This window comes from Martinezella sp. CNPSo 3732 (assembly GCF_057784515.1).
Genome location: NZ_JBXSOO010000005.1, coordinates 1 through 26,568, shown reverse-complemented (window position 1 = coordinate 26,568; position 26,568 = coordinate 1). Strand labels below are relative to the sequence as shown.

Here is a 26,568-nt window from a genome sequence, read left to right as displayed (position 1 = left end):
GCATTGGTCAAAAATTTACGTGAGAAAAGATTTTTCATTGACGGGTAGAAGTAGCCTACCTAGGCTCCCGTGGGCGGAGAGTTTCCAAGGCTCCGCCAAGGGGGAGGATATCTTGGGACAAAAGCTTGAAGGTAAGGTCGCACTGGTTACCGGCGCAAGCTCCGGTATCGGGCGCGCAATCGCATTGGCGCTCGGCGAAGAGGGAGCGAAGCTCGCACTTGTCGGCCGTTCCGCCGAAAGGCTGCAAGCGGTCGCCGACAAGGCTGGCGGTGACGCGCTGGTACTGCCGGCGGATCTCACCGAACCGGATGCAGTCAAGAAGGTCGTCGATGCAGCGATGGAGCGCTTCGACCGGATCGACATTCTCCTGCCCAATGCCGGCCTCTACATTCCCGGCGATGTTGCCGAAGGCAATCCCGACGCTTGGGATGAACTTATTTCGATCAACGTCAATTCGGTCTTCCGGCTGACCCGCGCCGTGCTGCCAGACATGATTGCCAAGGGCGGCGGCCAGATCGTCGTCACCTCCTCGGTGGCAGGGCATCAGGCCATCCATTGGGAGCCGATATACTCGGCATCCAAGCATGCGATCCAGGCTTTCGTGCATGGGCTGCGGCGGCAAATCATGAAGCACAATATCCGCGTCGGCTCTGTGGCGCCCGGCGTCGTGCTGAACGAACTCTGGGGCTATACCGATCCTGCCGCTATCGATGCCAAGGTTGCGGCGCGCGAGGGCTTGAAGTCGGAGGATGTGGCCGATGCCGTGCTCTTCATGCTGACGCGGCCCGCCAATGTCACCATCCGCGATCTGGTGATCCTGCCGCAGACCCAGGATATCTGAGCCTTGCACGATTTCGACTACATCATCGTCGGTGGCGGTGCGGCGGGTTGCGTGCTGGCCAATCGCCTGAGCGAAGATCCGGCCACACGCGTCTGCCTGGTCGAAGCGGGCATGGACCGCAATGCACGCAAGGCGATCGTGCGCATTCCGCTCGCCATGGTCACCTTCATGGCGCCGGCGCTCGCCTTTTTCGGTGGCCCGAAATTCATGTCCTGGTTCGAAACCGAACCCGAGCCCGGCCTGCAGGGTCGCTCGATCGCCCTGCCGCGCGGCAAGGGCATGGGTGGCTCGACGAATGTCAACGGCCAGATCTTCATCCGCGGCCAGCGCGAGGATTTCGACCATTGGCGCGACCTCGGCAATTCCGGCTGGGGCTATGACGACCTGCTGCCCTATTTCCGTAAGCTGGAGCGCTTCGAGATCCTGGCCGAGCCGGGCTCCGCCGGACACATTCGCTTCGGCAACGCGCCGCTCGAGAAACAGATCGACCCAACCTATCACGGCACGAAAGGACCGCTGAACATCGCGCCGCTGCGCAGCGTCAATCCGATGGCGGAAGTGTTTCTGGAAGCGGCGCAACAGGCTGGCTATCCCCTCAACGCCGATTTCAACGGCGCGCGACAGAACGGTGTCGGCCTCTATACTTTCACGCAAAAGGACGGCGAGCGCGTCACTGCAGAAGGCGCCTATCTCGACCCGGTGCGGCATCGGCCGAACCTCATGGTGATGGGCGAAACCGAGGTAACGCGCGTCGTGTTCGATGGCCGAAAGGCAACCGGTATTGCCTTTCGAAGAAACGGGGAGAACGGCACGCTCGACGGCCGCGAAATCATCCTCTCGGCCGGATCCTTCGCGTCGCCGCATCTGCTGATGCTGTCGGGCATCGGCAACGCAAAAGACCTTATGCGCCATGGCATTCCTGTCATCGCCGACCTGCCCGGGGTCGGTGAGAACCTGCAGGATCATCTCGACGTCACCATCGAATATCGGGCGAAATCCATCGCGCCCTACGGCGTCTCCTGGCGCGCCTTGCCACGCAATGTCGGCCATGTCCTTAACTGGGTTTTCAATAAACGCGGCCTGTTTTCCTCGACAACAGGCGAAGGCGGGGGCTTCATCTCGACAGATCCTGAAAGCGGCCGGCCTGATATCCAGCTCTTCTTCTGCACCGGCCGGGCCAACACACAGGCCGCATCGGGCTTCACCGGCCATGGCTTCCTCATGCATGTCTGCCAGCTGCGGCCCGGAAGCATCGGTCGCGTCGCCTTGAAGAGTGCCGACCCGAAGGAGAAGCCGTCGATCCTCTATAATTTCTTCCGAGGCGACAGCACGATGGACGTACTGCGCAAGGGCGTCCGGCTGGCACGCCAGATCACGGCGCAGGCTCCGTTCACATCACATCTGGACGCCGAGATAGACCCCGGGTCGGATATCGAAAGCGATGGCGCGCTTGACGCCTTCATCCGCGAGCGGGTCGGGACGCTGTTTCATCCCGTCGGCACCTGCGCCATGGGACGCGGAGAACGATCGGTCGTCGATCCCGCTACCATGCGGGTGCATGGCGTCGAGGGCCTGCGCGTCGTCGACGCCTCGATCATGCCGGGCATCGTTTCGGCCAATACGGTCGCGGCCACCTATTGCCTTGCCGAAAAGGCCGCAGACCTGATCCGCGCGACCGATGCTAACAGCATCCTCACATAGAGGGCATCGCCGGCTTACCGACCCGCATTGGCGGCGCACGGCTTACGGAGATCTCACGCCTTGACATAAGCGGCATAGCCGCAAACATGGCGTGGCGGCTATTTGCCGATCGACTCAAACAGGTAGTCCTGAAAGATGCGCTTCTCCCTCGTGCTCCCATTGCTCGTCTCATTCGCGCCCCTCACCGCCGCGGCCGGGACGCCATGTACCGATCTCATTGAGGGGAGTGCAGTGATCCAGCATGCCGACGGCTTTGCCATTTCCGACCTGCATGATGGCTGCGCGGTTACGAATGGCCTGTTCAAATCCGGCAGCAGAGTGGGATGGACCTTCGAACGCGCCGAGTTCAAGGGAGACGGATTGGCCGACTTCCTCAAGTCCATCGCAAGCAAGCCCGACCATCTGCCGACCTGGGGGCGGTTCTCGGTCGAGGGCGTGCGCTTCACGCCGATGCTCGACAACGCCATGGCGAATTACATTACGACGGTCCAGCAATGGCCGATGGAGATGTCCGGCGCCTTCCGTTTCGATCCCAAGGATGGTTACCTGGATATTCAGGAGCTGGAGCTCACCAATCTGCGCCTCGGCAGAGCCTCGCTCTCGGCCGAGCTGAGCTTGCCCAAAAATGCAGGCATGCCGGCTCTGATGCAAAATGGATCGGTCGGACTCTCGCACTTGCGCTTCCGGCTCGACAATCAAGGGCTGTTCGAGGGCATGGCCGTGCCGTCGCTGGCTGCCTTTCTGCAGCAGATGACAGGTTCGGATGATCCCGCCCAGGGCATCAACCAGTTGCGTGATACGACGGTCACCGCGCTGCAGGCTCTGCCCGACAGCCGTATCGATGCGGAATCGAAAAAGGCGTTGCTGCGTTTCGTACAGGATCTGCCGCACCCGACGGGCTTCTTTACGCTCGACCTTGCCTTCGACAAGCCGCTGCCGATCGGCACCCTCGGTCTCGACGCCGCACAACTCGCGCAAACAGCGCTGGCGAGCGCGAAGATCTCAGTCAGCTACAAGGCTCGCTGACGTCTGTCACCCAGCGTCGATCAGACCGACTTCACCTCGCCGCCATCCATGCGCAGGGCCGAGCCGGTCATCCAGCGCGCTCCTGGCGAGACCAGGAACGCCATCAGCTCTGCGATCTCTTCCGGCTCGCCATAGCGGGCAATTCCCGCTTCCCGCGGGAACTTGGCGGTGGCCTCTTCGACGGTCATATCGTGCAGCGGCGCCCAATGTTTGCACCGGTGATGATCACGACAGCGTCGGACAGGATATTTCTCCTGATTTCGAAGAAAGCTGACGCCCTACCGCACCGATCCTTGTCGATGCGGTTGGGCTTGATGTCAGCCAAGGAAGGCGCGGATTTCGGCTGCGATCTCGCCCGCATGCGTTTCGAGGGCGAAATGGCCGGTGTCGAGAAGCTTGACGACCGCTCCGGGAATGTCGCGGCGATAGGCCTCGGCACCGGGCGGCAGGAAGAAAGGATCATGCTTGCCCCAAATCGCCAAGAGACGCGGCTTATGGGTGCGGAAGTAATTCTGGAAGGTCGGATAGAGCGCGACGTTGCTCTTATAGTCGCCGAAGAGATCGAGCTGCACCTTTTCCGCACCGGGGCGGGCTAGATAGAGATTATCGAGCGAATAGCCGTCCGGTGAGACTTTAGCGACATCCGGAACGCCGTGCGTGTATTGCCAGGCTGTTGCCTCCGGCGTGAGCGCCGCCTTCAGCGCATTTCGGTTTTCCTCCGAGGCTTCGCGCCAGTAGGCTTGGATCGGATTCCACTCCTCACTCAGACCCTCCTCATAGGCATTGCCGTTTTGCGAGATGATCGCCGTGATCCGCTCCGGATGCTTCACGGCCAGGCGGAAGCCGGTCGGTGCGCCATAATCGAAGACATAGACGGCATAGCGCTCGAAACCAACGATTTCGGTGAAACGGTCGATCGTCTCGGCGATGCTGTCGAATGTGTTGCCGCCCTTCGGCGCGTCGGATTGCCCGAAGCCCGGAAGATCCGGTGCGATGATATGATAACGATCGGCCAGCAACGGGATGAGATCGCGGAACATATGGCTGGAAGTGGGGAAGCCATGCAGGAGCAGCAGCTTGTCTGCCCCTGGCGAGCCTGCCTCGCGGTAGAAGACCTTGACGCCTTCGACATTGACGATGCGATAGCTGATATCAGACATGTTAAGGCCCTTTCATAACCTTTCTGATTGCAATTATAGAGCTACAAATCGAGAATTCAGATAGCGACGGCCGCGTCTCGGATAATGTCGAAAATGGCGGCCGGCGCCGTGACCATCGGCATATGATCGGCCGGGACGGAGCACTGCTTTGCCTTCATGCGCGCTGCCATGAAGCGCTGATTGTCGACCCGGATCATCCGGTCCTCCTCGGCGATCAGGAACCAGGTGAGACGGTCCTTCCAGAGCGGGCGGGCGACGGGAACGGTGATGCATGCCGGCGAGATCGGCCGTTGCGAGGCAGCCAGTACCGCCAGTTCATCGGCCCTGGCGTTCTGTGCAAAGGCGGTCGCGAAGGCGCCATTCGGAAGGTAGATCAACCCGTGGCCGTCAGGCGCGAGTTTCGGCGCCTGCGGGTGAGGCTCGCCGCGATAGAAGACATCGGCGGCCGTCTCGCCCTCATCCGGCGCAAGTGCAGCAACATAGACCAGTGCCCTTACTTTTTCGCCGCGAACGGCTGAGATAACCGCGCCGGCATAGGCGTGGCCGACCAGGATCACCGGTCCTTTCGCCCGCTCCAGCGCCCGTTCAAGCGCGGCGACATCTTCGTCAAAGGAGGTCAACGGCAATGGAGCGGCAGTTGCCGAAAAGCCGGCAGCGGCCAGCGGCACGATCACTTTTGCCCAACCCGACCCATCCGCCCAGGCGCCATGGACAAGAACAATATCTGCATTTTGCGACGACATCGGCTTTCTCCTTATGGTCCGAAGCTCGTAACCGTTCAAATTACGTTAATAGGGTTACGACTGATATGCGTAACTTGTCAAGCGGCTTTTGATAGGTTATATGCCTGTCATGTTTTCGAATGGCCATTCAGCATCCTTGTCGATGGCCGGAAAGGAAGTAGTCCATGGACAACCACTCGCCCGCCATCTTCGTCGGCGATACGCTGGGACTGGATTTCCTCAATTCGGTCGCAACGCCGGTGGATGTGCCGATCGACTGGATTGACGATGGGGAGGGCTTGCTTCGCTGGCTGGAACAGGCGGGCTTGGTGCCTCGTGAGACGCTCAATGCCATGCGCGAACGGGCGCTGCCCGGCGAACTCGACAAGGTCGCCGATCAGGCAAGAAACCTGCGCGAATGGTTCAGGGCTTTCGTAAACTCCCACAAGGGAAAACCGCTCACATCGGATGCTTTGAGCGATCTGGAGCCACTGAATCGCCTGCTGGAACGCGACGAAGGTTTTGGTCGGATCGTCGCAAGACCATCCGGCGGAGAAGGGCTCGGTTTTCAGCCGATGCGGAAATGGCGGTCACCGGAATCGCTGCTATTGCCGATCGGCGAAGCGCTGGGGCGTTTTGTCTGCACCGAGGATTTCTCCGATGTGAAAGCCTGCGAAGGCCACGCATGCACCCTGCTCTTCGTCGACCACACGCGCGGTCACCGCAGACGCTGGTGCAGCATGGCGATGTGCGGCAATCGCGCCAAGCAGGCCGCTCATCGGCACCGGCTCAAGCAGAGCTGACGCCTGTCGCGCAGAAGATAGGGTTTTGCCGGAAGCATGAAATCAGCCGGAGCTAAGCGCAGCTCGCTCCGGTCCGGTCATCGCTAAAGTCGGGCCGAAGGGCGTCTATCGGCTCAGGCCGGGTCTTCCCTGTGAAGATCGTGAATGGCGACGGCATCGTCGCTGAAGGGTGGCAGCAGCCAGTCGGTATGGCGCAGCGTGCGCTTGGTATCTTCGAGGCCCATGTCCCAATGCTCGCGCATCGACGTGCCGGAGAACTCATAGTCCTTGGCGTGACCTTCGTAATTCTTGTGCTGATAGATCAGATGCACGATGTTGACGACGCCGGCATCGGAATAATCCGCAATCAGCTCTTCTTCTTCCGGTGTCAGCTGATCCTTCGGAACACGCTTCAAAGCACCCAGGAGCTTCATCTTCAGCCCGTGAATTCGCTTAAAGTTGTCGGTATTCTGCCGGGTGCGGCTGGAATACATGATGTCCTTATGACGCGACAGCACGTCCGGCATGCTCCGCGGCAGGACGCCGCGGGCGCTGAAGAGATCCACCTGGAAGACGAGCGAGCTGCGGTCTTCTTCCTGATCGAGCAGATATTGCAGCGGCGTATTGGAGACGATGCCGCCGTCCCAGTAATATTCGCCCTCGATGCGGATAGACGGGAGGGCCGGCGGAAGGGCGCCGCTCGCCATGATATGCTCGGGGCCAATGCGGATATTGTCGGTATCGAAATACACGAAGTTGCCGGTGCGCACATTCACCGCACCGACGCTGAAGCGCTTCTTGCCATCATTTAGCACGTCGAAATCGATCAGCATCTCCAGCGTCTTCTTGAGCTCTGCCGAGTCATAGAAGCTGGTGGCACCTTCTGCGCCCGGCAATTCGAACCAGGGATTGGGGAAGCGCGGCTTGAAGAAGCCGGGCTGGCCCATGGTCATCGTCATCCACGAGCTGGTGCGGTTGCGGATATCGCGGAAGAAATCGCCTTCGGGCGTATAGGCCCAGATCTTGCGACCGGAGATGATCTGCCAGAATTGCTCCAGACGCTGCAGCCGCCGGCCGGGTTCGTTGCCGGCGATGATAGCGGCATTGACCGCGCCGATCGAGACGCCCGAAAGCCAGCTCGGCTCGCATCCCGCTTCGGCAAGCGCCTCGTAGACGCCGGCCTGATAGGCGCCGAGCGCGCCGCCGCCCTGGAATACCAGGGCGACGCGATCATATTGAGCGGCAATTTCCGAAATGGTCGGGGCTGCGGCCTTGGTGTTTCGTTCAAGCACGGTCCGTCTCCAGCATGAAATGAAAATAGGATGCGGCTATCTGCGCTCGGCGAGATAGTCGTGAACGACTTCACCAAGCCCGAGCGTCAGATCGGCGGTGAAATGAACCGCGGAAACCACTTCCAGCACAGGCAGCCGCGCGACATCGGCCATGACATGCGGCCTGAGATCGAGGGCGGCGGGCGAGGTCCAGGCTTCCTTGATGGTAATGTCGGTGAGGTAATAGCGCACCAATTCGCAAATGCGCGGGGTGGCGTCGACATGCGGCACGATCTTGATCAGGAAATTGGGCTCCGAGAGAGCGGACAGAAGCGGCCCCTGGTCGACCGGCTTGTGCTTGTAGCCCATCGTCCCCGTAGCACAGAGAACGCTGCCGTAATGCAGCGTGCCGACGATGACCTCGCCTTCGTTGACGATCTTCGGGCTGGCGAGCTTCTTCGGAAAGCCCCAGATCTCGCGGCCACCGGTGATCGGCGCATCGTCGTCGAGATACATGGAGTGAACATAGCCGCCCTTCTGCCCGCGATAGGTAACCGGGATGACCTGCCCGGTCTCGGTATAATCGCCGAAACCGGTGGAATCCGGCATGCGGATAAATTCGTACTTCACCAGCGGCTCGTCGATTTCGAGCGGCGCGGGCACGACCGCCTCAAGCGCTTCGCGCGAGGTCCGGTAGGTGATGATGATATATTCGCGATCGAAGAACCGATAGGGCCCGGGAGGATAGGAGGGGTTGGTCAGCGGCATCGCATAGGCATGCTTGAGAATGTCTTCGACCTTCATCGTATCTTCCGTCGTTGGAGGAAATCGCCGGTACCGGAGCGAAAACTTGCACGGTTGCATGACAGTGAAGTGTCAGCTGTCGAAGGGTTGCGGCGAGAGGCGAAACCGCACTGTTATCAAAGCGACATACGAGGCTGGCAGTGTGCGCTCATCTCAGCCTTTTCCATTTACTCAACCATGTCATAGACATTGCAGGAGTTGCATCATGGGTTCGTTGACTTCGAAGAATGCGCTGGTCACCGGTTCGACGAGCGGCATCGGGCTTGCGATCGCCCGTGCCTTTGCCGCCGAGGGCGCGAATGTGACGATCAACGGCCTTGGCGATGCCGATGCGATCGAAAAGGAACGCGCTGGCATCGAAGCCGATTTCGGCGTGAAGTGCCGCTACTCCGCCGCCAACATGATGAATGGCGAAGAAGTGACATCAATGGTGCGTGAAGCCGAGGAAGCCTTCGGCAGCCTCGATATTCTCGTCAACAATGCCGGTATCCAGTTCGTGGCTCCGATCGAAGAGTTTCCCGACGACAAGTGGGAAGCGATCATCCGCATCAATCTGCTTGCCGCCTTCTACGCCATCAAGGCCGCCATCCCCGGCATGAAGGCACGCAAATGGGGCCGCATCATCAATACGTCTTCGGCACACGCGCTGGTCGCCTCGCCCTTTAAGTCGGCCTATGTTTCCGCCAAGCATGGCATCACCGGCCTCACCAAGACGATCGCCCTTGAAGCCGCACAAGATGGCGTGACCGTCAACTCCATCGCGCCCGGCTATGTCTGGACACCGCTTGTCGAGAAGCAGATCCCGGAGACGATGAAGGCGCGCAATATGACGGAAGAGCAGGTTAAGCACGATGTGCTTCTGGCCGCCCAGCCGACGAAGGAATTCGTGACGGTCGATGAAGTGGCCGCAATCGCCGTCTTCCTTTGCGGCAATACAGCCAAGCAGATTACCGGCACGACGCTTTCCGTCGACGGCGGCTGGACCGCCGAATAATGCCGAGACATAGCCGACGCATATTTGCCGAATGCGCCGGCTTTGCGGCCGTGAGCCGCAGTAACGACAAGATGAAAACAGAGCAGGAGGCGCGCAATGACCGAAGAGAACCAGGACCCGCTCAGCCGCATCAAGGATGAGATCGTCGATAGCTTCGACGAAGAGCTGGAGATGCAGCTCGAAGAGGATCGGCTCGACGAGCTGGTCGCAGAAGGTCTCATCAGCGAAGGCGAGGCGACGCTCGACCGGCGGGTCTACTTCCGCGAACTCTTCCGCCTTCAGCATGAACTCGTGCGCCTGCAGGACTGGGTGCAGTACAAGAAGCTGAAGGTCGTCGTGCTGTTCGAGGGCCGCGATTCCGCCGGCAAGGGCGGCGCCATCAAGCGTGTCACCCAGCGCCTCAACCCGCGCGTCTGCCGCGTGGTCGCATTGCCAGCCCCGACAGAACGCGAACGGCACCAATGGTATTTCCAGCGTTATGCCGCTCATCTACCGACAGCTGGCGAAATGGTGCTTTTCGACCGCAGCTGGTATAACCGCGCCGGCGTCGAACGCGTCATGGGCTTCTGCTCGCCGGAGGAGTTGGAGGAGTTCTTCCGCTCCGTGCCGGATTTTGAGCGCATGCTGGTTCGCTCCGGCATCATTCTCCTGAAATACTGGTTCTCGATCACCGACGAGGAGCAGGAATTCCGCTTCAACATGCGCATTCAGGACCCGCTGAAGCAGTGGAAGCTTTCACCGATGGATCTGCAGAGCCGCGTGCATTGGGAAGAATACACCAAGGCCAAGGAAGAGATGTTGGAGCGCACCCATATTCCGGAAGCGCCGTGGTGGGTCGTCCATGCCGTCGACAAGAAGAAGGCGCGCCTCAACTGCATCGCCCATCTTCTGGGCCAGATCCCCTACGAAAGCGTACCGAAGCCGGAAATCGTGCTGCCGGAACGCATGCGCAATGCAGACTATCACCGTACGCCGGTCCCGCCGGAAATGTATGTGCCTGAAATCTACTGATGAAACCGATGAGGGGTCCGCCTCCGGCGGGCCCCTCTGAAGAATTACTTGAAAAACGAAATCGCGCTAGTTCCGCCAACCGGCAAGCCGGGCCGGCTCAAGGTCAGGCTGAACGATAGGCCCATTCGGATATCGCCCCCAAGCCCAGCCGCTGTAGAAGCTCATAGGCAACCCTCCGGTTGATGGGATTGTGCAGCCTGAGGACTTTCGAGCCGAGAAAATCCATCTCCGCGTGCTCGAACGGCAGAAGATGCCGTGCCTGGTCAAGCGCGGCTCGATAGAGCTCATGAAAGTCGCGCCGGCAGACATAGGTCTTATACTTCGTCATGCAGAAGGCGGCAAAGGTATCGCTGTTTCTGCGCAGAAAATCCGAGACGCCGACCGTCACCTCCGGCCAAGCCGGATTGAAGGTGTCGTCGAAGGCGATGATGCCGTGATCGGTCAGAACACTCTTCGCTAACCGGCTGTCGGCAACGATGTGGCGAAGCAAATGTCCTCCATCGATACTGAAAAAACGAACCTGCCCAACCCTATCGATGATGGCCTGCGGATCGAGCCCGGTGCTATCGCCTGTTATGACGAGGTCCTCGTCGACGGGAATGCCCAGCGATTTTCCGTTGTCGAGAAAGCGTTGATATTGCGCACCATTCGCTTCTATGTCGAAAAGATCGATCGCAAGCACATTGTCATCGGGTGCGCTGATCTTGCGCAGCAAAAAATAGGATCGCCCGTAATAAACCCCGATTTCGGCGAGACCGCCGTATAGTTTCTCCTGTCTTTGCTTTTCGATCAAAGACAGGAAGACAAGCGCATCCGGTGGGTCGATGTAACCATCGATTTTTTGAAGATCACGAAACACAAATTTTCGAACGCCCGATTTCAAATGTAAACCTCACTGGTTTTCCTCATGCATTTCGCCTCCGAGCCTCCCCATCGGTTAGGACTGGTCGATCAAGAAACGCCCCATTTCTGCATGACCGCTACAGCGAAGCCGGAAGCTCTCGAAAATTGGGGTGGTAGGGCGTCACGGCGAGCGCCACTCACGGATATAGCGACCTTTCTGTCGTATTCCGGATAGTCATGCGCTAGTTGGATAGTTCTGACCTATATTGGGCCAGTACCGAACCGCATCGCAGATGATGACGAATTGCGAGCCGGCATCCTAAGTGATGTATAATGTGAGTCTAAAATTCACCTCATCGGCCGAGGAGACCGTCATGACTGCGCCGCATCCGTCCAAAACGCATATCGGCAACCACCCCCTCCATCCCGAAACACAGATGCTGAATTACGGCTATGACCCTGAGCTCTCCGAGGGCGCGGTCAAGCCGCCTGTTTTCCTGACCTCGACCTTCGTCTTCAAATCGGCAGAGGACGGGCGTGATTTCTTCAACTATATCTCCGGCCGCACCGAACCGCCGGCGGGCACGGGGGTCGGCCTCGTCTATTCCCGCTTCAATCATCCCAATAGCGAAATCGTCGAGGATCGCCTTGCCGTTTACGAAAAAGCGGAAAGCGGCGCGCTGTTTTCCTCCGGCATGTCGGCCATCGCGACGACCCTTCTCACCTTCGCGCGACCGGGCGATGCGATCCTGCATTCGCAGCCGCTTTATGGCGGCACGGAAACGCTGGTCGCCAAGACATTCCTCAATCTCGGGGTCGCGGCCGTCGGCTTCGCCGATGGCGTCAACGAAGGCTCGGTGACGGCAGCTGCCGAGGAGGCCATGACCAAAGGCCGTGTCTCGGTCATTCTCGTGGAAACGCCTGCTAACCCCACGAACAGCCTCGTCGATATCGCCATGATCCGCCGCATCGCCGATGCGATCGGCAGGAAACAGGGACATACCCCGATCATCGCCTGCGACAATACGCTGCTCGGCCCGGTCTTTCAGCGGCCGATCGAGCACGGGGCCGATATCTCCCTCTATTCGCTGACCAAATATGTCGGCGGCCATTCCGATCTGATCGCGGGCGCCGCCCTCGGCTCAAAAGCCGTCATCAAACAGGTGAAGGCGCTGCGCGGAGCGATCGGCACTCAGCTCGATCCGCATTCCTGCTGGATGCTCGGCCGGTCGCTGGAAACGCTGCAGATCCGCATGGAGCGGGCAAACAGCAACGCCCTGGCGGTCGCCGATTTCCTGCGGGATCATCCGAAGGTCGAGCAGATCCATTACCTGCCCTACACGGATCCGTCCTCGGCAAGGGGCCGTACCTTCGCCGCCCAGTGCAGCGGTGCGGGCTCCACCTTCTCCTTCGACATCAAGGGTGGCCAGCCGGCATCGTTCAAATTCCTGAACGCGCTGCAGATCTTCAAGCTCGCCGTCAGCCTCGGCGGCACGGAATCACTCGCTTCCCATCCGGCAACGACAACGCATTCCGGCGTGCCTGTGGATGTACGCCACCGCATCGGCGTGCTGGAATCGACGATCCGCCTGTCGATCGGGATCGAACATCCCGACGATCTGATTGCCGATCTTGCCGCTGCCCTCGACGCCGCTTGATAAAGCCTACGCGGCCGAAAGGCTGGGAGCGAGATAGATCAGGGCCGCACGGCCAGGAGGTTGGCATCACGCGCGAGGCGCCACTCACCGCCTGCCTCCTTGCGCAGAAGCGTGAGCGTATAGCCCGATTGATGAACAGCGTCGCCATCAGGCAGTGTCACCGTCATATCGATGTGATTGCGGATATAGGCCCAGTCACCAAGCACCTGCAGCTCGACGATCTCGCTCGCACCCTCCATCTTCATACCCTCCATGCCTTTGGAAGCCGCAGCAAATGCCTCCTTGCCAAAGGGCTCCTGGCCGGGAATCATGAAGATGACATCGTCCGTCATCAGCCCGAGGACGGTCGCCGTATCGCCCGCCCTACTCGCGGCAGTCCAGGTTTCCACGACTTTCCGGATTGCCTTTTCATCGTCGGTCACTGCGACATTTCCTCCATAGACAGCGCTGCATTGCAACAGCGGCTGCGTTTCAACTCGTGAGGCGAGAATTATTGGACGGAGAAAGTCGCCGTTGCCTAAACTCAATCATCCGGCCAGGTTTCAATATCCAGATTAACGATATAGCGCGCTCCGTCATGCCGGACATATAGCAGATAGTGGGGCCTTCTTTGCCGCAGACGAACCGGCCTATTCCGACCCGTCCTTCGGCTTGGCGGCACGCAGGGCGTCGCTAAGTTCCATTCTGGCCGTTCCGATCAGCTGTTCCATGGCAAAACGTGCAGCATCGGGACGGCGCATGCGGATCGCATCCAGGACATCCTGATGGCGCGCGATCGCGTAATCATGCGACTGGCTGGCCCGGTTGGTCAGGCGAAAACTCGCCAGCAAAGCGGCGCGGATCGCAGTGGCGAACTGGCGGAAAACCCAGTTGCCGCTGGCATTGATGATGGCGGTATGAAACTCCAGATCCGCCTGGCTCCATGCCTCGTTGTCGCGGGCATTGGCGGCGACCATATCCTCGAAGGCTTCGGCAATCTGTGCGAGCTGCTTGGCCGTGGCATTGGCAGCCGCCTGTGCGGCAGCGGCGGGTTCCAGCACTTGCCGCGCATCGAGCAGGGAATCGTAGAAGCTGCGGTCGTTGCTGAGTGCCAGGGTCGCATCGAGAACCAGCGGGTCCAGATAGTTCCAGTTCTCTCGTGGGAGGACGGTGGTGCCGGCGCGGGTGCGCGAGCGAACCATCCCCAGCGCCGATAAATATTGCATGGCTTCGCGCAGGCTGGTGCGGCTGACGCCATAAACCTCCGAAAGCTCAGCCTCGTTGGGAAGAAGCGAGCCCTCGGCAAGAGCACCCGAGACGATCTGGCCGATGAGCTTCTTCAACAGCTCCTCGCGCACGGTTCGCCTTCCCTGCTCGGGCGCGGCCCCGGCCTGCGCCGTCCGTAAAGACCCCAAACGCGTACTCATCCCTAGCACTCCCTTCCGCTGGCCCGTCAGCGATCATGAGCGGCACTACGCCCCGGCATCAATGCGCAACTGCAAGCCCGACAAACTTCTCCCCAAACTTCTCCTGGGAAATCCGACCGTTACAAGCGACTGCCACGCCCTGCCGCCGACGACCGCAGATTGTCCAACAGGACGGCAAGCAGCAGAATGCAGCCGCGCACGAGATATTGATAGAAGGCCTGGATATTGAGCAGGTTCATGACGTTCTCGGCGATACCCATGATGAGGACACCGACGATCACGCCGGTCATCGCTGCGCGGCCGCCCGCAAGCGACACACCGCCAAGCACGCATGCCGAGATGACGGAGAGCTCGAGCCCGGTTGCCGCGTTCGGCTGGCCCGAAGTGATGCGCGAGGCAAGCAGAATGCCGGCAATGGCGCAGACAAGACCCTGCAAGGCAAAGATCCAGATCCGCATGTTGACGACATTGACGCCGGCAAGACGCGACGCCTCGGGATTGCCGCCGATCGCAAGCGTGTTCTTGCCGAAAACAGTGCGGTTGAGCGTGAAGCCGAAGATGATGAAGAGCAGCACCATGATCCAGATCGGCGTCGGCACCGTCAGCAAGCGCGACAGCGCCAGCTGATAAAAGGCCGGATCGTTGATGCCGACGGCACGGCCATCAGACGCGATCAAGGCGAGGCCGCGCACGATCTGCATCGTCGCGAGCGTGGTGATCAGCGCATTGATGCGGAACTTGGCGATGACGACGCCGTTGACGACGCCGACGACGCTGCCGCAGATCAGTGCGGCGAGCAGGCCGAGCGGAATGGAGCCGGTGGAGTTCGACACCATAACGGCGATCATGCCCGAGAAGGCGACCGTCGAGCCGACCGAGAGATCGAAGTCGCGCGAGGCCAGGCAGAACATCATCGTGCAGGCGACGATGCCGATCGTCACCACCGACTGCAGCAGGCCGAGCATGTTGCGCTCCGTCAGGAAGCTCGGCACGAAGAGCGAGACGATCACGAAGGCGATCGCGAAGATCACCACGAGGCCCTGTTCGCCGAGAAGGATTTTTTTCAACGAATTCATCACTACTATTCCTGAATTAGATTGTGCCGGCGGCATTCTTGTCGGGCAAGGCTGCAGTCAGAATGGCCCGTTCGTCGAAATCAGCGCGAGCGACATTGGCGGCGACGCGACCCTGGCACATGACCATGATGCGATCGGAAATGCCCATGACCTCGGGAAGCTCGCTGGAGATAACGACGATCGCCATGCCGCCTGCCGCCAGCTCGTAGAGAATTTCATAGATTTCCGACTTGGCGCCGACATCGATGCCGCGCGTCGGCTCGTCGATGACGAGAACCTTGACACCCTGCTCCGAAAGCCAGCGACCGAGGATGACCTTCTGCTGGTTGCCGCCCGAGAGATTGACGATATCCTGCTTGCGCGAGGGCGTACGGACCCTGAGCTTGGCGATGAACTGATCGGCGACCGAGGCTTCCTTCTTCAGATTGAGGATGCCGAAGGGTGAGAAATGCCGCCGCGAAGAAATCGCAATGTTTTCCTCGATCGATCGCCCCTGAATGATGCCGTCGAACTTTCGATCTTCAGGGCAGAGAACCATGCCGGCACTGATGGCCGCCTTCGGATTGTTCGGCGCGACGGCGACGCCATCTATCGAGACGCTGCCCTGATGACGATGATCGGCGCCATAAAGAAGCCGGGCCATTTCGCTTCGGCCGGCGCCGATGAGGCCGAAAAAGCCAAGGATTTCGCCCCTGCGAACCGAGAAGCTGACGGGATGGCGCAACTTCGAGCCGGAGAGCGCCGTAACTTCCAGACGTACCTCGCCGAGCGGCCGCTCGCGCCAGCCCCATATATTGCTGATTTCGCGGCCGACCATTTGCGAGATGATCTGCTCGCGCGTCGTATCGGCAATATCAGGATGATGGGCTGCAAGTTTGCCGTCGCGCAGCACGGTGAGGCTATCGCAGAGCCGGAAGATCTCATCCAGGCGATGGGAGACATAAAGAATGACGGTGCCGTTGGCTCTCAACCGGTCGATCAGGGAAAACAGGATTTCGCTTTCACGTGACGAGAGCGAGGAGGTCGGCTCATCGAGCGCGATCACCCGCGCATCGACCATGACGGCCTTGGCGATCTCCACCATCTGGCGCGCGCCGATCGACAGCGAGGACACCTTTGCCGCGGGATCGACATCGATGCCAATTTGCTTGAGCTTGGTGCGAACGGTCTCGATCAGCCTCTTGCCGTCGATCACGCCGGCCTTGCCGGGAAAACGGCCGAGCCAGAGGTTTTCGGCAACCGTCAGTTCCGGCACCAGCTGCAGTTCCTGATGGATGACGATGACGCCGGCATGAAAGGCATCGCGGACGGAGCTGTAGCGTTGCTCCACGCCATCGATGACGATGCTGCCGCTATCCGCCGCCTGATCGCCGGAGAGAACCCGGATCAGCGTCGATTTGCCGGCGCCGTTTTCTCCCATCAGCCCGTGCACGGCGCCTCTTTCGACATCGAAAGAGACGTCGGACAGCGCCTGGACACCGGGATAGCCCTTGGAAATGCCCTTGAATTCAAGGAAAGCCATGCTTGCTCCATCGAGAGAAGGTCCGGCGGCATTTATGAGGCCGCCGGACGGACATCATCCTGCCTGGATGATCATTCGATGCCGAGATCCTTGCGAACCTTTTCGTAATCGCCGCGCAGCGCGAGGGAACCGGAGGTGAGCGTCAGCTTCGGCGGCTCCTTGCTGTTGGCGATCCAGTCATACATGTTGAGCGCCGTTTCATAGCCATGACGCTTCGGCGAGATGATGACAGTTCCGAAGAAGCCGGTCGCAGCGGGCTTCTTGAACTCGTTGATCGCCGAATCCGCGCCGCCGATGCCGACGCCGATCATGTTCGTTGCGGGAATGCCGACCGATTCCGAGGCACGGACGGCACCGAGCACGGCTTCGTCGTTGAGGCCGAAAGCGACCCAGTATTTGATATCGGCATGCTTGTTGAGAACCGTGGTCGCGGCGTTGAGCGCTGCTTCCGTATCGGTCTTGGCCTGCGGTGCGTCGTAGATATTCGCGGCCGGAAAACCCGCGGCCTTCAGAACCGCGATCGCGCCTTCGACGCGGTCGACGGCAGTCGGCAGCTGATCGTAGGACACGCGGATCGCGCCGACATTCTTCATGTCCCAGCCGCGCTTCTTGATTTCGTCGACGATCGCCTGGCCCACGGTCTCGCCGATCTTCGTTGCGGAAATGCCCATATGCGGTACATCTTCGAGCGGCTTGCCCTCGGCATTCACCAGGCGGTCGTCGACGGTCATCAGCTTCAGCTGATTGGCGGCAGCCTTGGCAACGATACCGGGGCCGAGCTTCACGTCCGGCGTGCAGATGATGAAGCCCTGCGCACCTTGCGCGCCGAGATTATCGATCGCCGACTGAACCTTCTCGCCATCCTCGGCGCCGATCTTGACGAGCGTGAAGCCCTTCTCCTTGGCCGCCTGATCAGCAAACTTCCACTCATCCTGGAACCAGGGTTCTTCCGGCTGCTTCACGATGAAGCCGATCTTGACGTCCTCCGCGAAAGCAGAGCCGGCCGCCAGAACGGCAAAGGTGCCTGCAAGGATTGCCGCTTTGAAAAAGCGCATGATCTCTCTCCCTTTGTTTGCGCGTCCCCATCCATCTCCCGGGAACTGCTCGATTTCCGTAAGTTATATTGTAATACGAGTCAATTATTTGTATAACAATTAAGCTGCATTTGCAGCCCAAGGACCCGCGACCTTGAATATGAAAAAACATCATACCAGTCAATATTTATGTATGATTATTTGCGTTATTGCAGCGTTGAGCGGTAGCGAGGAGCTCCGCTTGAAATACTACATATGGAGGAATCGCGAGATTTAACGGTAGAAACCTCAAAGATAGTCCAAAATAAATCATATATATATGTTGACATGGAATGAGGCAAATATAGGGTGCCATCCGTTCGGCACCGGCCTTGGTTGTGAGGGGAAGGCAACCGTTTAATGACCATTATCGATTTGCAGGACGGTTCGCTTTCGGCTCGCGTTTCAACCTTCGGCGGCACATTGCTTGATTATGCCTGGACGATGGAAGGCAGCAGAATTGCACTATTGAGACCCGCTCCCGATGATGCGCAGGCGTCCGCCTCCGCCTGCTATCCCCTCGTTCCCTTCGGCAACCGCGTGCGAAACAATCGCTTCGAGTTCGAGGGGCACGACTACCGGCTCAGGCCGAACACGGCCTCAGATCCTCATTACCTTCACGGCGACGGTTGGCAGGCTGAATGGTCCGTCCTCTCCCGCAGCAGCAACGAACTGCAGATCGGCTTTCATCATCGGGAGGGCGATACGCCCTACAGTTACGAAGCGAGACAGATCATCGCTCTGTCATCCGAAGGGCTGATGCTTCACATGAGCGTTGAGAACACCGGCAAGGGGGCGCTGCCCTTCGGGCTTGGCTGGCATCCATACTTCCCGATGACCCCTGAGACGACGCTCTTTGCGCCGGCGCTGCGATTTTGGACAGAAACAGAAGGCTGGCTTCCGGGAGAACCTACCGAGATTCCGGCCGATCTCGATTTCTCCGCACCCTCCCCCTTGCCTCGCCGCTGGGTCAACAACGGCTTCGAGGGATGGAGCGGCGAGGCGGAGATCGTCTGGCCGGAAAGACATGCACGCCTGCGCCTGACTGCCGACACGTCGATCAGGCACGCCTTCATCTTCGTCCCCGACACAAACTTCAACCCGGCCTTTCGCCATGACTATTTCTGCTTCGAGCCAATGTCCCACATTGCCAACGGTCACAATCTTCCCGATCTCGGAGATTTGAAAATCCTGCAGCCCGGGGAGACATTTGCAGGATCGATCCGCTTGCAGCCACAGGAATATTCGCGGTAGCCCGCGACCGGCTGACCGCGAGACTTCCGCCCCAGCACAAAGAGGAATACTGGATGTCAAATCGCCTTTCGGGAAAACGGATCTTCATTACCGGAGCCGCACAGGGGATCGGGCTGGCCATAGCCGAGGCATGCGTGGCCGAAGATGCAAGCATCTTCCTGATCGATCGCGACGAAGCTCTGCTGGAACAGGCTGCGGATAGGCTGAAGGAAGATGGCGCCAATCTCGGCTATCAAGCCGCCGACATCACCGATACCGAAGCCGTGCGCGCAGCCGTGGCGAGAGCATCCGGCGAAATCGGCGGCATCAATGCGCTCGTCAACAATGCCGGGGTCAACGTCTTTGCCGAGCCGTTGCAGACGACGGACGAGGACTGGGAACGATGCTTTGACATCAACCTCAAGGGCGCCTGGAATTGCTGCCGGTCCATGCTGCCCGAGATGATCGCCCGCAGTGGCGGCGTCATACTCAACATCGCCTCGACCCACGCCTTCACGATCATTCCGCACACCTTCCCCTATCCGCTTGCCAAGCATGCGCTTCTTGGCATGACCAAATCGCTGGGGATCGAATATGCCTCGAAGAACGTGCGCGTGAACGCGCTCGCGCCCGGCTATGTCGCAACGCAGAAGGCCATCGATTACTGGAACAGTTTCCCCGACCCGGAAAAGGCCAGGGCGGAGACGATGAAGCTACATCCGGGCGGCCGCATCGCCACGCCTCACGAAATCGCCATGGCAGCGGTCTTCATGGTCTCTGACGAGTGTCCCTTCATGAATGCCACCTGCCTGACCGTGGACGGAGGCCTGAGCGTATTGCAGCATCAATAGTGTCGCAAACGAAGAGGCTATCGCGATCTGAGCTGGGCAATCGAGAGCATCAGGTCCGCGCTCATGCCAATCCCCGACCCGCGCGTCAGGATGGCGGATGCGGCGGAGGTCGTATTCCCGCCATTTGCCGCATCATAGACGGCCGAGAAGCGCTTGAGCAGGCTGTTCACCTTGCCGGCGTCATGCAAGTCCTTGATCGGGAATAGTTTTTCAAGCATAGCTGCCTGGCGGGTCACATCCATGTTCGACATGGATGCGGGCAGCGAATAGGTCGTCTTGATCACATTGTAGAGCGCCGGATCCGACATGATATCGTAGACGGAATTGACCTGCGGCGCCTTGCGCTGGAAATAGAGAGCGAGGCGGACGCCTTCGTTGGAGCTCCCCTGCTGCGTCTCCAGGGTCTGATGAAGATAGAGATCGTTGGTGGCGAGACGTGCGCCCTTGTTCTGCCCCTGCTCGATCTTGGCTGTGGTCAGATTTCCCTTGGCGTCGAAATTGAAGACGTTCACCATCGCCTTGAACTGTTGGCCTGCCTGCGTGTTCAAAAAGCCCTTGGCATCCTCGGGATCCGCAGTGAAAGCCTTCTTCAAGGTATTCTTGTCGACCGACTTGGGATCGATATTGTTCGCAATGAGGATAAACTCCGTCAGCTTCTTGTCAGCCAGAAGTTCGTCGACCGTCTTGATCTTGGCGATCGACTTGCTGAATTCGGTCGCTGCGTCCTTCGCATCCTTGACCGCCTTGTCTCGCATCTCGCCGGTCAATCCGAAGGTCTTCGACTTCGAATAGGCTGAGATCAGGCTGTTGATCGAGGTTTGCGACAGCGCCGTGACCGGCGCCCGCAGATTGCCTTTGCTGTCAAAATTGAATGCCTTGGCAAGCTCGACGAATCTGTCGTCTTTCAGCGAGTTGACATAGCTCTTGCTGTCATAGGGATCGCTTTCCAGGATCTTGCGCAGCTGATCTCTGGAGACCTCGTTCTTGCCGATCCCGAAGGCGCGAAGCGCCATGTCCTCCACGGTTGGAAGATTCTTGTTCTTGGTATCGTTGGCGGCAAAGAAGTCCGCGATCGTCTTTATCTCGCCGACCGCGGTCTTGTAGTGTTTTTCGGCATCGCCGAACAGGTTCTGTTTCGCATCTTTCGCCTGGTTCAAATATTTGGCCGAGATGTCGTCGATGGCTTGCTGCGTCTGCGCCGGCTGACCGGCCGGCAGCGTACCATCGGACGCAAACTGAAAGTGCGAAACCATATCCGCCATTCCGGTCACGGCAGCATAATCGGAGTTCGTGAAAGCGAGATTGAACTGGACCGGAGTGAGCTTGGGATTGAGATTGAATGCCGTCTTGATATAGGAAAACAGCCTGTTGTCGCCGGTGATCTCGCTGAGCGACTGAACTTTCGTGATTGCCTGGCGATAATAGTCGTCATTGCTGGTGGCCGCAGCCGGGCTCAACAGGCTCGGGACCATGCTGTCATACCGCGAGATCATGGCCTCCTTCTGCTCCGCCGTCTGCGCAGTCGCACCGGAAAGCGTTCCGTCGGCATTGAAGCTGAACTGCGACGCGATCAGCTTGTATGTCGGCTGCAGCGATGCCGTCGAGAAATTGCTCGCCGTGTTGACGAAGCTGTTCGGGTCGTTGACATCACTGGTCAGAACCGACTTCAAGAACGCCTTCGAGATATTGTCCGGGTTTAGACCATGTGCCCGCAGGATATAGTCCGTCATCCTGCTGCTATTGACGATATCGTCGACGTTCGACACCTTGTCGATCCAGCTATCGTAGAATTTGCTTTCCTTCTTGGCCAAGGCCGTCTCATTGGCGAAGGATTGCTCATAGAGCCCGATCGTATCGCTCTTCTGCGAATCGCTTTGAGCCGATTGATTTTTTGACGTGCCGCCGAAATTGAAAGCGGCAGCGAATTGACGATAGCGGCTGTCCGTCAGTTTGTTTGCAAAGCTGCTCGTGTCGCTGAGATCGCTGGTCAGGACCTTTTTCATGAAGGCCTTGGCGTAGGTCATGTCCTCGAGGCCATAGGCCTTCACCGCATAGCTATACAGTTTGTAGTCGCTCAGAAACTCATCGACATTCTTAATCTTGCCGATATGCGCATCGTAATATTGCTGGTCGCTTTTGACCGTCGCCTGTTTGGCGATGCGCGCAAGCGTCGATGCCATGTCCTTTGTCGCGGACACGTAGCCGAGATACGTCGAAATCATAGATCGCCCCCACAGCGCAGTTCATCGATATTCGCCCCGCATAAATTATCGCAACCGGACCTTGCGCGAGACTAGATCAGCAATCTGTGCTTTGCCATTCGGTGTAATCAATCTCAGCTACGCCGCGGGCACGGAGCCTTAAATTCTCCGGCAGGAATTGCCCGGAACGAATTTCGGCGTCAGCACGAAATCCTGCGGCGGCTCGACCGCACCTTGCGGATTGGTGATGCGGTGCATCAGGCGTCTAGCGATGATGCCGCCGAGCGCCAGCGTATCCTGGACCACCATGGTGATGCGTGGCGTGATGACCGAGCTCCATTGGACATTGTCGATCATGGCGAGCGAGATGTCTTCGGGACAGCGGAAGCCCAGCTCCTGCATGGCTTGCAGCGTCGAGAGCGCAACTGCGTTATTGGTGCCGAGGATCGCAGTGGGGCGTTCGGGCTGGATCAGCAGACGCATGGCCGCCTCGTAGCCGGCTGTGCGCGTGAACTGGCCGTCGACGACGAAATTCGGATTGATGTCCACGCCGGCATTGGCCATCGTATCGGCAAAGCCGCGATATCTCTCCGTCGCGGTATGCATATGGCTCGGGCCGGTAATGACGGCGATGCGCCTGTGGCCGAGCTGCAGGAGATGTTCCGTCAGCATCGCCCCGGCCAGATAGTTGTCGGAGCCGACGAAATCGCGCTCGATGCCGGCAACCTTCTGGTCGAAACAGACGATCGGCAGGTTCAGGCCGGCAATGAAGTCGATATAATCCCGATCATGGCCTGACGGCGCAAGTGCGAGGCCTGCGGTCTTCAGGCCGATCAGGTGCTCGACCATGGCCCTCTCGCGATCCGTTTTGCCTGAGGAATCGGTGACGACGACGAAGTGCTGGTGGTCCAGCGCATAATTTTCCAGCTCGCGTCGGATATCCCCGAAAAACGGGTTGCCGACATTGCCGACGATGAAGCCGATCATGCGGCTGCGCCCACGCGCCAGGCTCTGGGCAAGCGGATCGGCAACGAAGCCGACCGCGGCGATCGCCTGACGGATTTTCTCCAGCGTTTTCTGGCTGACGCGCGCCGGATTGCTCAAAGCCAGCGACACCGTCGAGACGGATACGTCAGCGAGTTTGGCGACGTCACGAATGGTGGCCATGAATTTTTCGAACCGTTTCTATCGCCTCAAGCCTTCCGATCGAAAGGACTCCCTTCCATGAATCTTTGTCACAAATCTAACATTTGCCGGCCATGAAGCAATATGCGGAAAGAGATTTCAACAGTGCGCTTGACATACTGGGCATGTGGATCAATTATCAAATCGAACCGGTTCGATGAAGCCTTAACACTTGGGAGGATAGTGTGAGCGACGCAGCGATCAGTGGCGGCCAGAATGTGGCCGACGGCAAGGCATGGTTTGGACACGACCGCTTCGGCATGTTCATCCACTTCGGACTTTACGCCCTCGGCGCACGTCACGAATGGCTGAAGAACCGCGAAGAGTTCACCACCGAGGCCTATCAGAAGTATTTCGACAATTTCGACCCCGACCTTTACGACGCCCGCGAATGGGCACGCCGCGCTCGCGAAGCCGGCATGAAATATGTCGTTCTGACCGCGAAGCACCATGAAGGCTTCTGCCTGTGGGACAGCAAGGTCACCGACTACAAAGTTACCAACACACCCTATGGCAAGGACCTGATCGGCCCCTATGTCGAAGCGCTTCGCGCCGAGGGGCTCAAGGTCGGCTTCTATTATTCGCTGCTCGACTGGCACCACCCCGACTTCCCGATCGACGGACATCACCCGCAGCGAAACCATCCCGACGCCGCCAAGCTCAACGAGGGCCGCGACGTCAAGCGTTACGCCAAATACATGCGCGACCAAGTGACCGAGCTTCTGACGAATTTTGGCAAGATCGACGTGATCTGGTTCGATTTCAGCTACCCACAGCGCGTCTACAAGGGCCTGCCGGGCAAGGGCCGAGCCGATTGGGAGAGCGACGACCTGATGAAGCTGGTGCGCCAGCTGCAACCCGATATCATCGTCGGCGACCGCCTCGACTTGCCGCGCGATGCGGATCACATGCCCGAACTCGTCACGCCGGAGCAATATACGCCGCGCGTCGCACCGACCGTTGCGGGCCTGCCGGTACGATGGGAAGCTTGCCACACCTTCAGCGGCTCCTGGGGCTATTATCGCGACGAGACCAGCTGGAAGGATGCCGGCCAGCTCATCAACATCCTGGTCGACACGGTCTCGCTCGGCGGCAATCTGCTGATGAATGTCGGTCCGACCGGCCGCGGCACCTTCGACGCCCGCGCCATCAAGGCGCTCGACACCTATGGCGAATGGCTGCGGCTGAACGGCCGCGCGATCTATGGTGCAGGACCTTCGACCTACAAGGCGCCAAACGGATGCCGCTTCACCCAGAAGGGCAATCGGCTCTACCTGCATATACAGACCTGGCCCTTCCGCCACATCCATATCGAAGGGCTGGGGCGCAAGGTCAAATATGCACAGTTCCTGCACGATGCCAGCGAGCTTCATTGGCTCGACCCGGATGCCGAAGTCGACTCCAATATCGGCGTCGCCGTCGGGGATGGCATTTTGACCCTGGAACTGCCGGTGCTCAAGCCTGACGTCGTCACCCCGGTCATCGAACTGATCCTCAAGGATTAAGGGAGATAGCGAAGCCCAGCCGCCCTGTGCCGCCGTGAGCCGCGAAACCGAACTCATTGCCGCGATGACCCCCCTGATCGCCGATCTGGCAGAAGACGGCAATGGTGCCGTCGCGCTCGCCGGATCGCGCGGCAAGGGATGGTCGGATGCGCAATCGGATTTCGACTTCAGAGTCTATGCCGACACCTATCGCGGACCGGAGGTCCGGCAAACCGCGGCGTGGCGGCGTTTCGATGCCGCGCTGCGAGACTGGCGGGCCGAAGGTATTCGCATGGATGGCGTCTGGATGCGGCGGTATGCCGGCGTCCAGCGCGACCTGGATTCCTGGCTTGCCGGCGTCGTCGTGCCGAAGAGCTTCGAATGGACGATCTGGGGCTATCATCTGCCGACCGATCTCGCCAACCAGCAGATCATCGCCGATCCCAGGGGGTTACTGGCCGGCTGGAGGCAGCAGCTGGCGCAATATCCGGAAGCGCTGCGGGCGTCCGTGCTCAGCCAATATATGGATGTCCTGCGCTATTGGGCCAGGGATTATCACTATGAGAGCAAGGTCGTTCGCCGCGACCTCGTCTTTCTCGTCGGTCTCACAGGCAAGCTTGCCAACGCCATTCTGCAGACCGTCTTTGCCTTCAACCGTGTCTATTTTCCGGGCGACGGCTGGAACCTGCCCATGGCGGCCGAACTTGAACGGCTGCCGCCTGACTTTCTCCAGCGGATGACGGCCATTCTGGAGCCCGAGCAAGGCCCGGACACGTGGCAGCGTCAACGAAGCGAACTGATCGGCCTGATCGCCGACCTGGAGGCCATGATCGCGGCGTGAACGAGCCGCAAGACCAAGCCGGAGGGGAGCGTCCGGATAGTGATCAACGTCACTACAACGAAAGTCATTAAGGAGGAGGAACAATCATGAAGCGTTCATTGATCTTTGCCGCCGCCCTTGCGGCGAGCTCACTACCCGGCATCGGCGCGCAAGCGCAGGATGCCGCCGTGACCCTTACCTGGCAGATGTGGGGAGCGCCGAACGATGCGGAGCTCTGGCAGCAGCTGGCCGATCTCGTCAACAAGCAATATCCCGATATCAAGATCAAGCTGCAGCTTTCGGGCTGGACGGACTACTGGACGCGCCTGCCGGTTCTGGCGGCATCGGGTCAGGTCGCCGATATCGTCTCAATGCAATCGATGCGCCTGCCGAATTTCTCTTCGATCCTGACGCCGCTTGATGATTATGTGAAAGGCAGCGACGTGAAGGTGGCTGACTTCGAAACATCGATCATGTCCGGTCTTTCGCAGGACGGCAAACTCTATGCGCTGCCCTACGATGTCGGCCCGTGGATGGTCTTCTACAATCGCGACAAGTTCGCAGCCGCCGGCTTGAAGGAACCTGCCAAGGACTGGACGTTCGACGACTTCAAGGCCGACGCCAAGGTACTGACCAAGGACGGAGCATACGGCTATGGCACCCAGGCTTTCGATTTCATCGCCGGCCCCGTCGCGCTCGGCGCGGATTATTTCAACGCCGACAATGAATTCGACCTCACCAATGCCGGCTTTGTCGATGCGTTCGGCAAATACGCCGATCTCACCGCCAAGGACAAGCTCTCGCCGGTCTTTGCCTCTGCGGCCGATGCCTCCGCGGCAAGCGGCCGCTTCGCTTCGGGCAATGTCGCCATGTATATAGACGGTCCCTGGTCACTGATTACCGG

24 protein-coding genes and 1 pseudogene are annotated in these 26,568 nt (G+C 59.4%); 12 read left to right on the top strand and 13 right to left on the bottom strand.

Translation table 11 applies throughout. The features are described from left to right. The first annotated feature begins 112 nt into the window (after window positions 1–112). The 3 genes from AC13RM_RS12675 (at window position 113) to AC13RM_RS12665 (ending at window position 3,568) form a co-directional block, all read left to right on the top strand. The gene (locus tag AC13RM_RS12675) at window positions 113–841 is read left to right on the top strand and encodes an SDR family oxidoreductase (protein ID WP_374818846.1); all 729 of its coding nucleotides are present in this window, start codon (window positions 113–115) and stop codon (window positions 839–841) included. Between the two features lie 3 nt (window positions 842–844). Continuing rightward, entirely contained in the window at window positions 845–2,542 is a 1,698-nt protein-coding gene (locus AC13RM_RS12670) for a GMC family oxidoreductase (protein WP_374818843.1), read from the top strand. Window positions 2,543–2,773: 231 nt separating this feature from the next. Next, window positions 2,774–3,568 carry a hypothetical protein gene (locus tag AC13RM_RS12665; RefSeq protein ID WP_374818840.1) on the top strand — a complete coding sequence of 265 codons (795 nt, stop codon included), beginning with the start codon at window positions 2,774–2,776 and terminating at the stop codon, window positions 3,566–3,568. 20 nt (window positions 3,569–3,588) lie between these two features. On the opposite strand, the pseudogene AC13RM_RS12660 reads toward AC13RM_RS12665, so the two are convergent. The 3 genes and pseudogenes from AC13RM_RS12660 to AC13RM_RS12650 form a co-directional block, all read right to left on the bottom strand. Beyond that, window positions 3,589–3,777, bottom strand: a pseudogene (locus tag AC13RM_RS12660) (SDR family oxidoreductase); the annotation flags it as partial. Window positions 3,778–3,885: 108 nt separating this feature from the next. After that, a complete protein-coding gene (locus AC13RM_RS12655; protein WP_374818838.1) occupies window positions 3,886–4,728 on the bottom strand; it encodes an alpha/beta fold hydrolase in 843 nt (280 codons plus the stop codon). Window positions 4,729–4,784: 56 nt separating this feature from the next. Next, window positions 4,785–5,471 (bottom strand): alpha/beta fold hydrolase, encoded by a 687-nt coding sequence (locus AC13RM_RS12650; RefSeq protein ID WP_374818835.1) that lies wholly within the window; start codon window positions 5,469–5,471, stop codon window positions 4,785–4,787. A 164-nt stretch (window positions 5,472–5,635) separates the two neighbouring features. Between AC13RM_RS12650 and AC13RM_RS12645 the strand changes: the two genes are divergently transcribed. Next, a complete protein-coding gene (locus AC13RM_RS12645) occupies window positions 5,636–6,253 on the top strand; it encodes a CGNR zinc finger domain-containing protein (protein ID WP_374818832.1) in 618 nt (205 codons plus the stop codon). A 113-nt stretch (window positions 6,254–6,366) separates the two neighbouring features. Here AC13RM_RS12645 and AC13RM_RS12640 read toward each other — a convergent pair whose 3' ends face one another. Continuing rightward, entirely contained in the window at window positions 6,367–7,524 is a 1,158-nt protein-coding gene (locus AC13RM_RS12640) for a patatin-like phospholipase family protein (RefSeq protein WP_374818829.1), read from the bottom strand. A gap of 36 nt (window positions 7,525–7,560) precedes the next feature. After that, window positions 7,561–8,307, bottom strand: a complete 747-nt coding sequence (locus AC13RM_RS12635; protein WP_075852790.1) for an acetoacetate decarboxylase — start codon at window positions 8,305–8,307, stop codon at window positions 7,561–7,563. Between the two features lie 205 nt (window positions 8,308–8,512). On the opposite strand from AC13RM_RS12635, the gene AC13RM_RS12630 reads away from it, so the two are divergent. Together AC13RM_RS12630 and ppk2 are read left to right on the top strand one after the other, a co-directional pair. Then, on the top strand, window positions 8,513–9,301 hold the full coding sequence (locus AC13RM_RS12630) for a 3-hydroxybutyrate dehydrogenase (RefSeq protein WP_374818826.1): 789 nt from the start codon (window positions 8,513–8,515) through the stop codon (window positions 9,299–9,301). Between the two features lie 96 nt (window positions 9,302–9,397). Next, on the top strand, window positions 9,398–10,312 hold the full coding sequence (gene ppk2 / locus AC13RM_RS12625; protein WP_374818823.1) for a polyphosphate kinase 2: 915 nt from the start codon (window positions 9,398–9,400) through the stop codon (window positions 10,310–10,312). A 103-nt stretch (window positions 10,313–10,415) separates the two neighbouring features. Here ppk2 and AC13RM_RS12620 read toward each other — a convergent pair whose 3' ends face one another. Next, window positions 10,416–11,195: a class I SAM-dependent methyltransferase gene (locus AC13RM_RS12620; protein WP_374818820.1), complete on the bottom strand. Its 780-nt coding sequence runs from the start codon at window positions 11,193–11,195 to the stop codon at window positions 10,416–10,418. A 334-nt stretch (window positions 11,196–11,529) separates the two neighbouring features. On the opposite strand from AC13RM_RS12620, the gene AC13RM_RS12615 reads away from it, so the two are divergent. Beyond that, entirely contained in the window at window positions 11,530–12,813 is a 1,284-nt protein-coding gene (locus AC13RM_RS12615; protein WP_374818817.1) for a cystathionine gamma-synthase family protein, read from the top strand. 38 nt (window positions 12,814–12,851) lie between these two features. On the opposite strand, the gene AC13RM_RS12610 is transcribed toward AC13RM_RS12615, so the two are convergent. The 5 genes from AC13RM_RS12610 to AC13RM_RS12590 all read right to left on the bottom strand — a co-directional run bounded on the left by AC13RM_RS12610 (window position 12,852) and on the right by AC13RM_RS12590 (window position 17,872). Next, window positions 12,852–13,235 (bottom strand): YybH family protein, encoded by a 384-nt coding sequence (locus AC13RM_RS12610; protein ID WP_440478172.1) that lies wholly within the window; start codon window positions 13,233–13,235, stop codon window positions 12,852–12,854. 207 nt (window positions 13,236–13,442) lie between these two features. Then, entirely contained in the window at window positions 13,443–14,219 is a 777-nt protein-coding gene (locus AC13RM_RS12605) for a FadR/GntR family transcriptional regulator (protein WP_374818811.1), read from the bottom strand. 119 nt (window positions 14,220–14,338) lie between these two features. Next, on the bottom strand, window positions 14,339–15,295 hold the full coding sequence (araH, locus tag AC13RM_RS12600) for an L-arabinose ABC transporter permease AraH (RefSeq protein WP_285174334.1): 957 nt from the start codon (window positions 15,293–15,295) through the stop codon (window positions 14,339–14,341). Window positions 15,296–15,311: 16 nt separating this feature from the next. Next, window positions 15,312–16,817: an L-arabinose ABC transporter ATP-binding protein AraG gene (araG, locus tag AC13RM_RS12595; protein ID WP_488555143.1), complete on the bottom strand. Its 1,506-nt coding sequence runs from the start codon at window positions 16,815–16,817 to the stop codon at window positions 15,312–15,314. 71 nt (window positions 16,818–16,888) lie between these two features. Next, window positions 16,889–17,872 (bottom strand): arabinose ABC transporter substrate-binding protein, encoded by a 984-nt coding sequence (locus tag AC13RM_RS12590; RefSeq protein WP_488555142.1) that lies wholly within the window; start codon window positions 17,870–17,872, stop codon window positions 16,889–16,891. A 378-nt stretch (window positions 17,873–18,250) separates the two neighbouring features. On the opposite strand from AC13RM_RS12590, the gene AC13RM_RS12585 reads away from it, so the two are divergent. Beyond that, window positions 18,251–19,144: an aldose 1-epimerase gene (locus tag AC13RM_RS12585; RefSeq protein WP_440478169.1), complete on the top strand. Its 894-nt coding sequence runs from the start codon at window positions 18,251–18,253 to the stop codon at window positions 19,142–19,144. A gap of 53 nt (window positions 19,145–19,197) precedes the next feature. Then, window positions 19,198–19,974 (top strand): SDR family oxidoreductase, encoded by a 777-nt coding sequence (locus AC13RM_RS12580; RefSeq protein WP_440478168.1) that lies wholly within the window; start codon window positions 19,198–19,200, stop codon window positions 19,972–19,974. A gap of 17 nt (window positions 19,975–19,991) precedes the next feature. Here AC13RM_RS12580 and AC13RM_RS12575 read toward each other — a convergent pair whose 3' ends face one another. Continuing rightward, complete coding sequence (locus AC13RM_RS12575; protein ID WP_440478167.1) at window positions 19,992–22,196, bottom strand: DUF1217 domain-containing protein; 2,205 nt, start codon at window positions 22,194–22,196, stop codon at window positions 19,992–19,994. Between the two features lie 138 nt (window positions 22,197–22,334). Continuing rightward, window positions 22,335–23,342 (bottom strand): LacI family DNA-binding transcriptional regulator, encoded by a 1,008-nt coding sequence (locus AC13RM_RS12570; protein WP_113228456.1) that lies wholly within the window; start codon window positions 23,340–23,342, stop codon window positions 22,335–22,337. 203 nt (window positions 23,343–23,545) lie between these two features. Here AC13RM_RS12570 and AC13RM_RS12565 point away from each other — a divergent pair, with 203 nt between their 5' ends. From AC13RM_RS12565 to AC13RM_RS12555, 3 genes are all read left to right on the top strand, one after another. Beyond that, the gene (locus tag AC13RM_RS12565) at window positions 23,546–24,865 is read left to right on the top strand and encodes an alpha-L-fucosidase (protein WP_374818797.1); all 1,320 of its coding nucleotides are present in this window, start codon (window positions 23,546–23,548) and stop codon (window positions 24,863–24,865) included. Between the two features lie 34 nt (window positions 24,866–24,899). After that, window positions 24,900–25,685 carry a DUF4037 domain-containing protein gene (locus tag AC13RM_RS12560; protein ID WP_440478166.1) on the top strand — a complete coding sequence of 262 codons (786 nt, stop codon included), beginning with the start codon at window positions 24,900–24,902 and terminating at the stop codon, window positions 25,683–25,685. Window positions 25,686–25,771: 86 nt separating this feature from the next. Continuing rightward, the coding region (locus tag AC13RM_RS12555) for an ABC transporter substrate-binding protein (protein ID WP_488555141.1) at window positions 25,772–26,568 on the top strand (797 nt) is incomplete at its 3' end.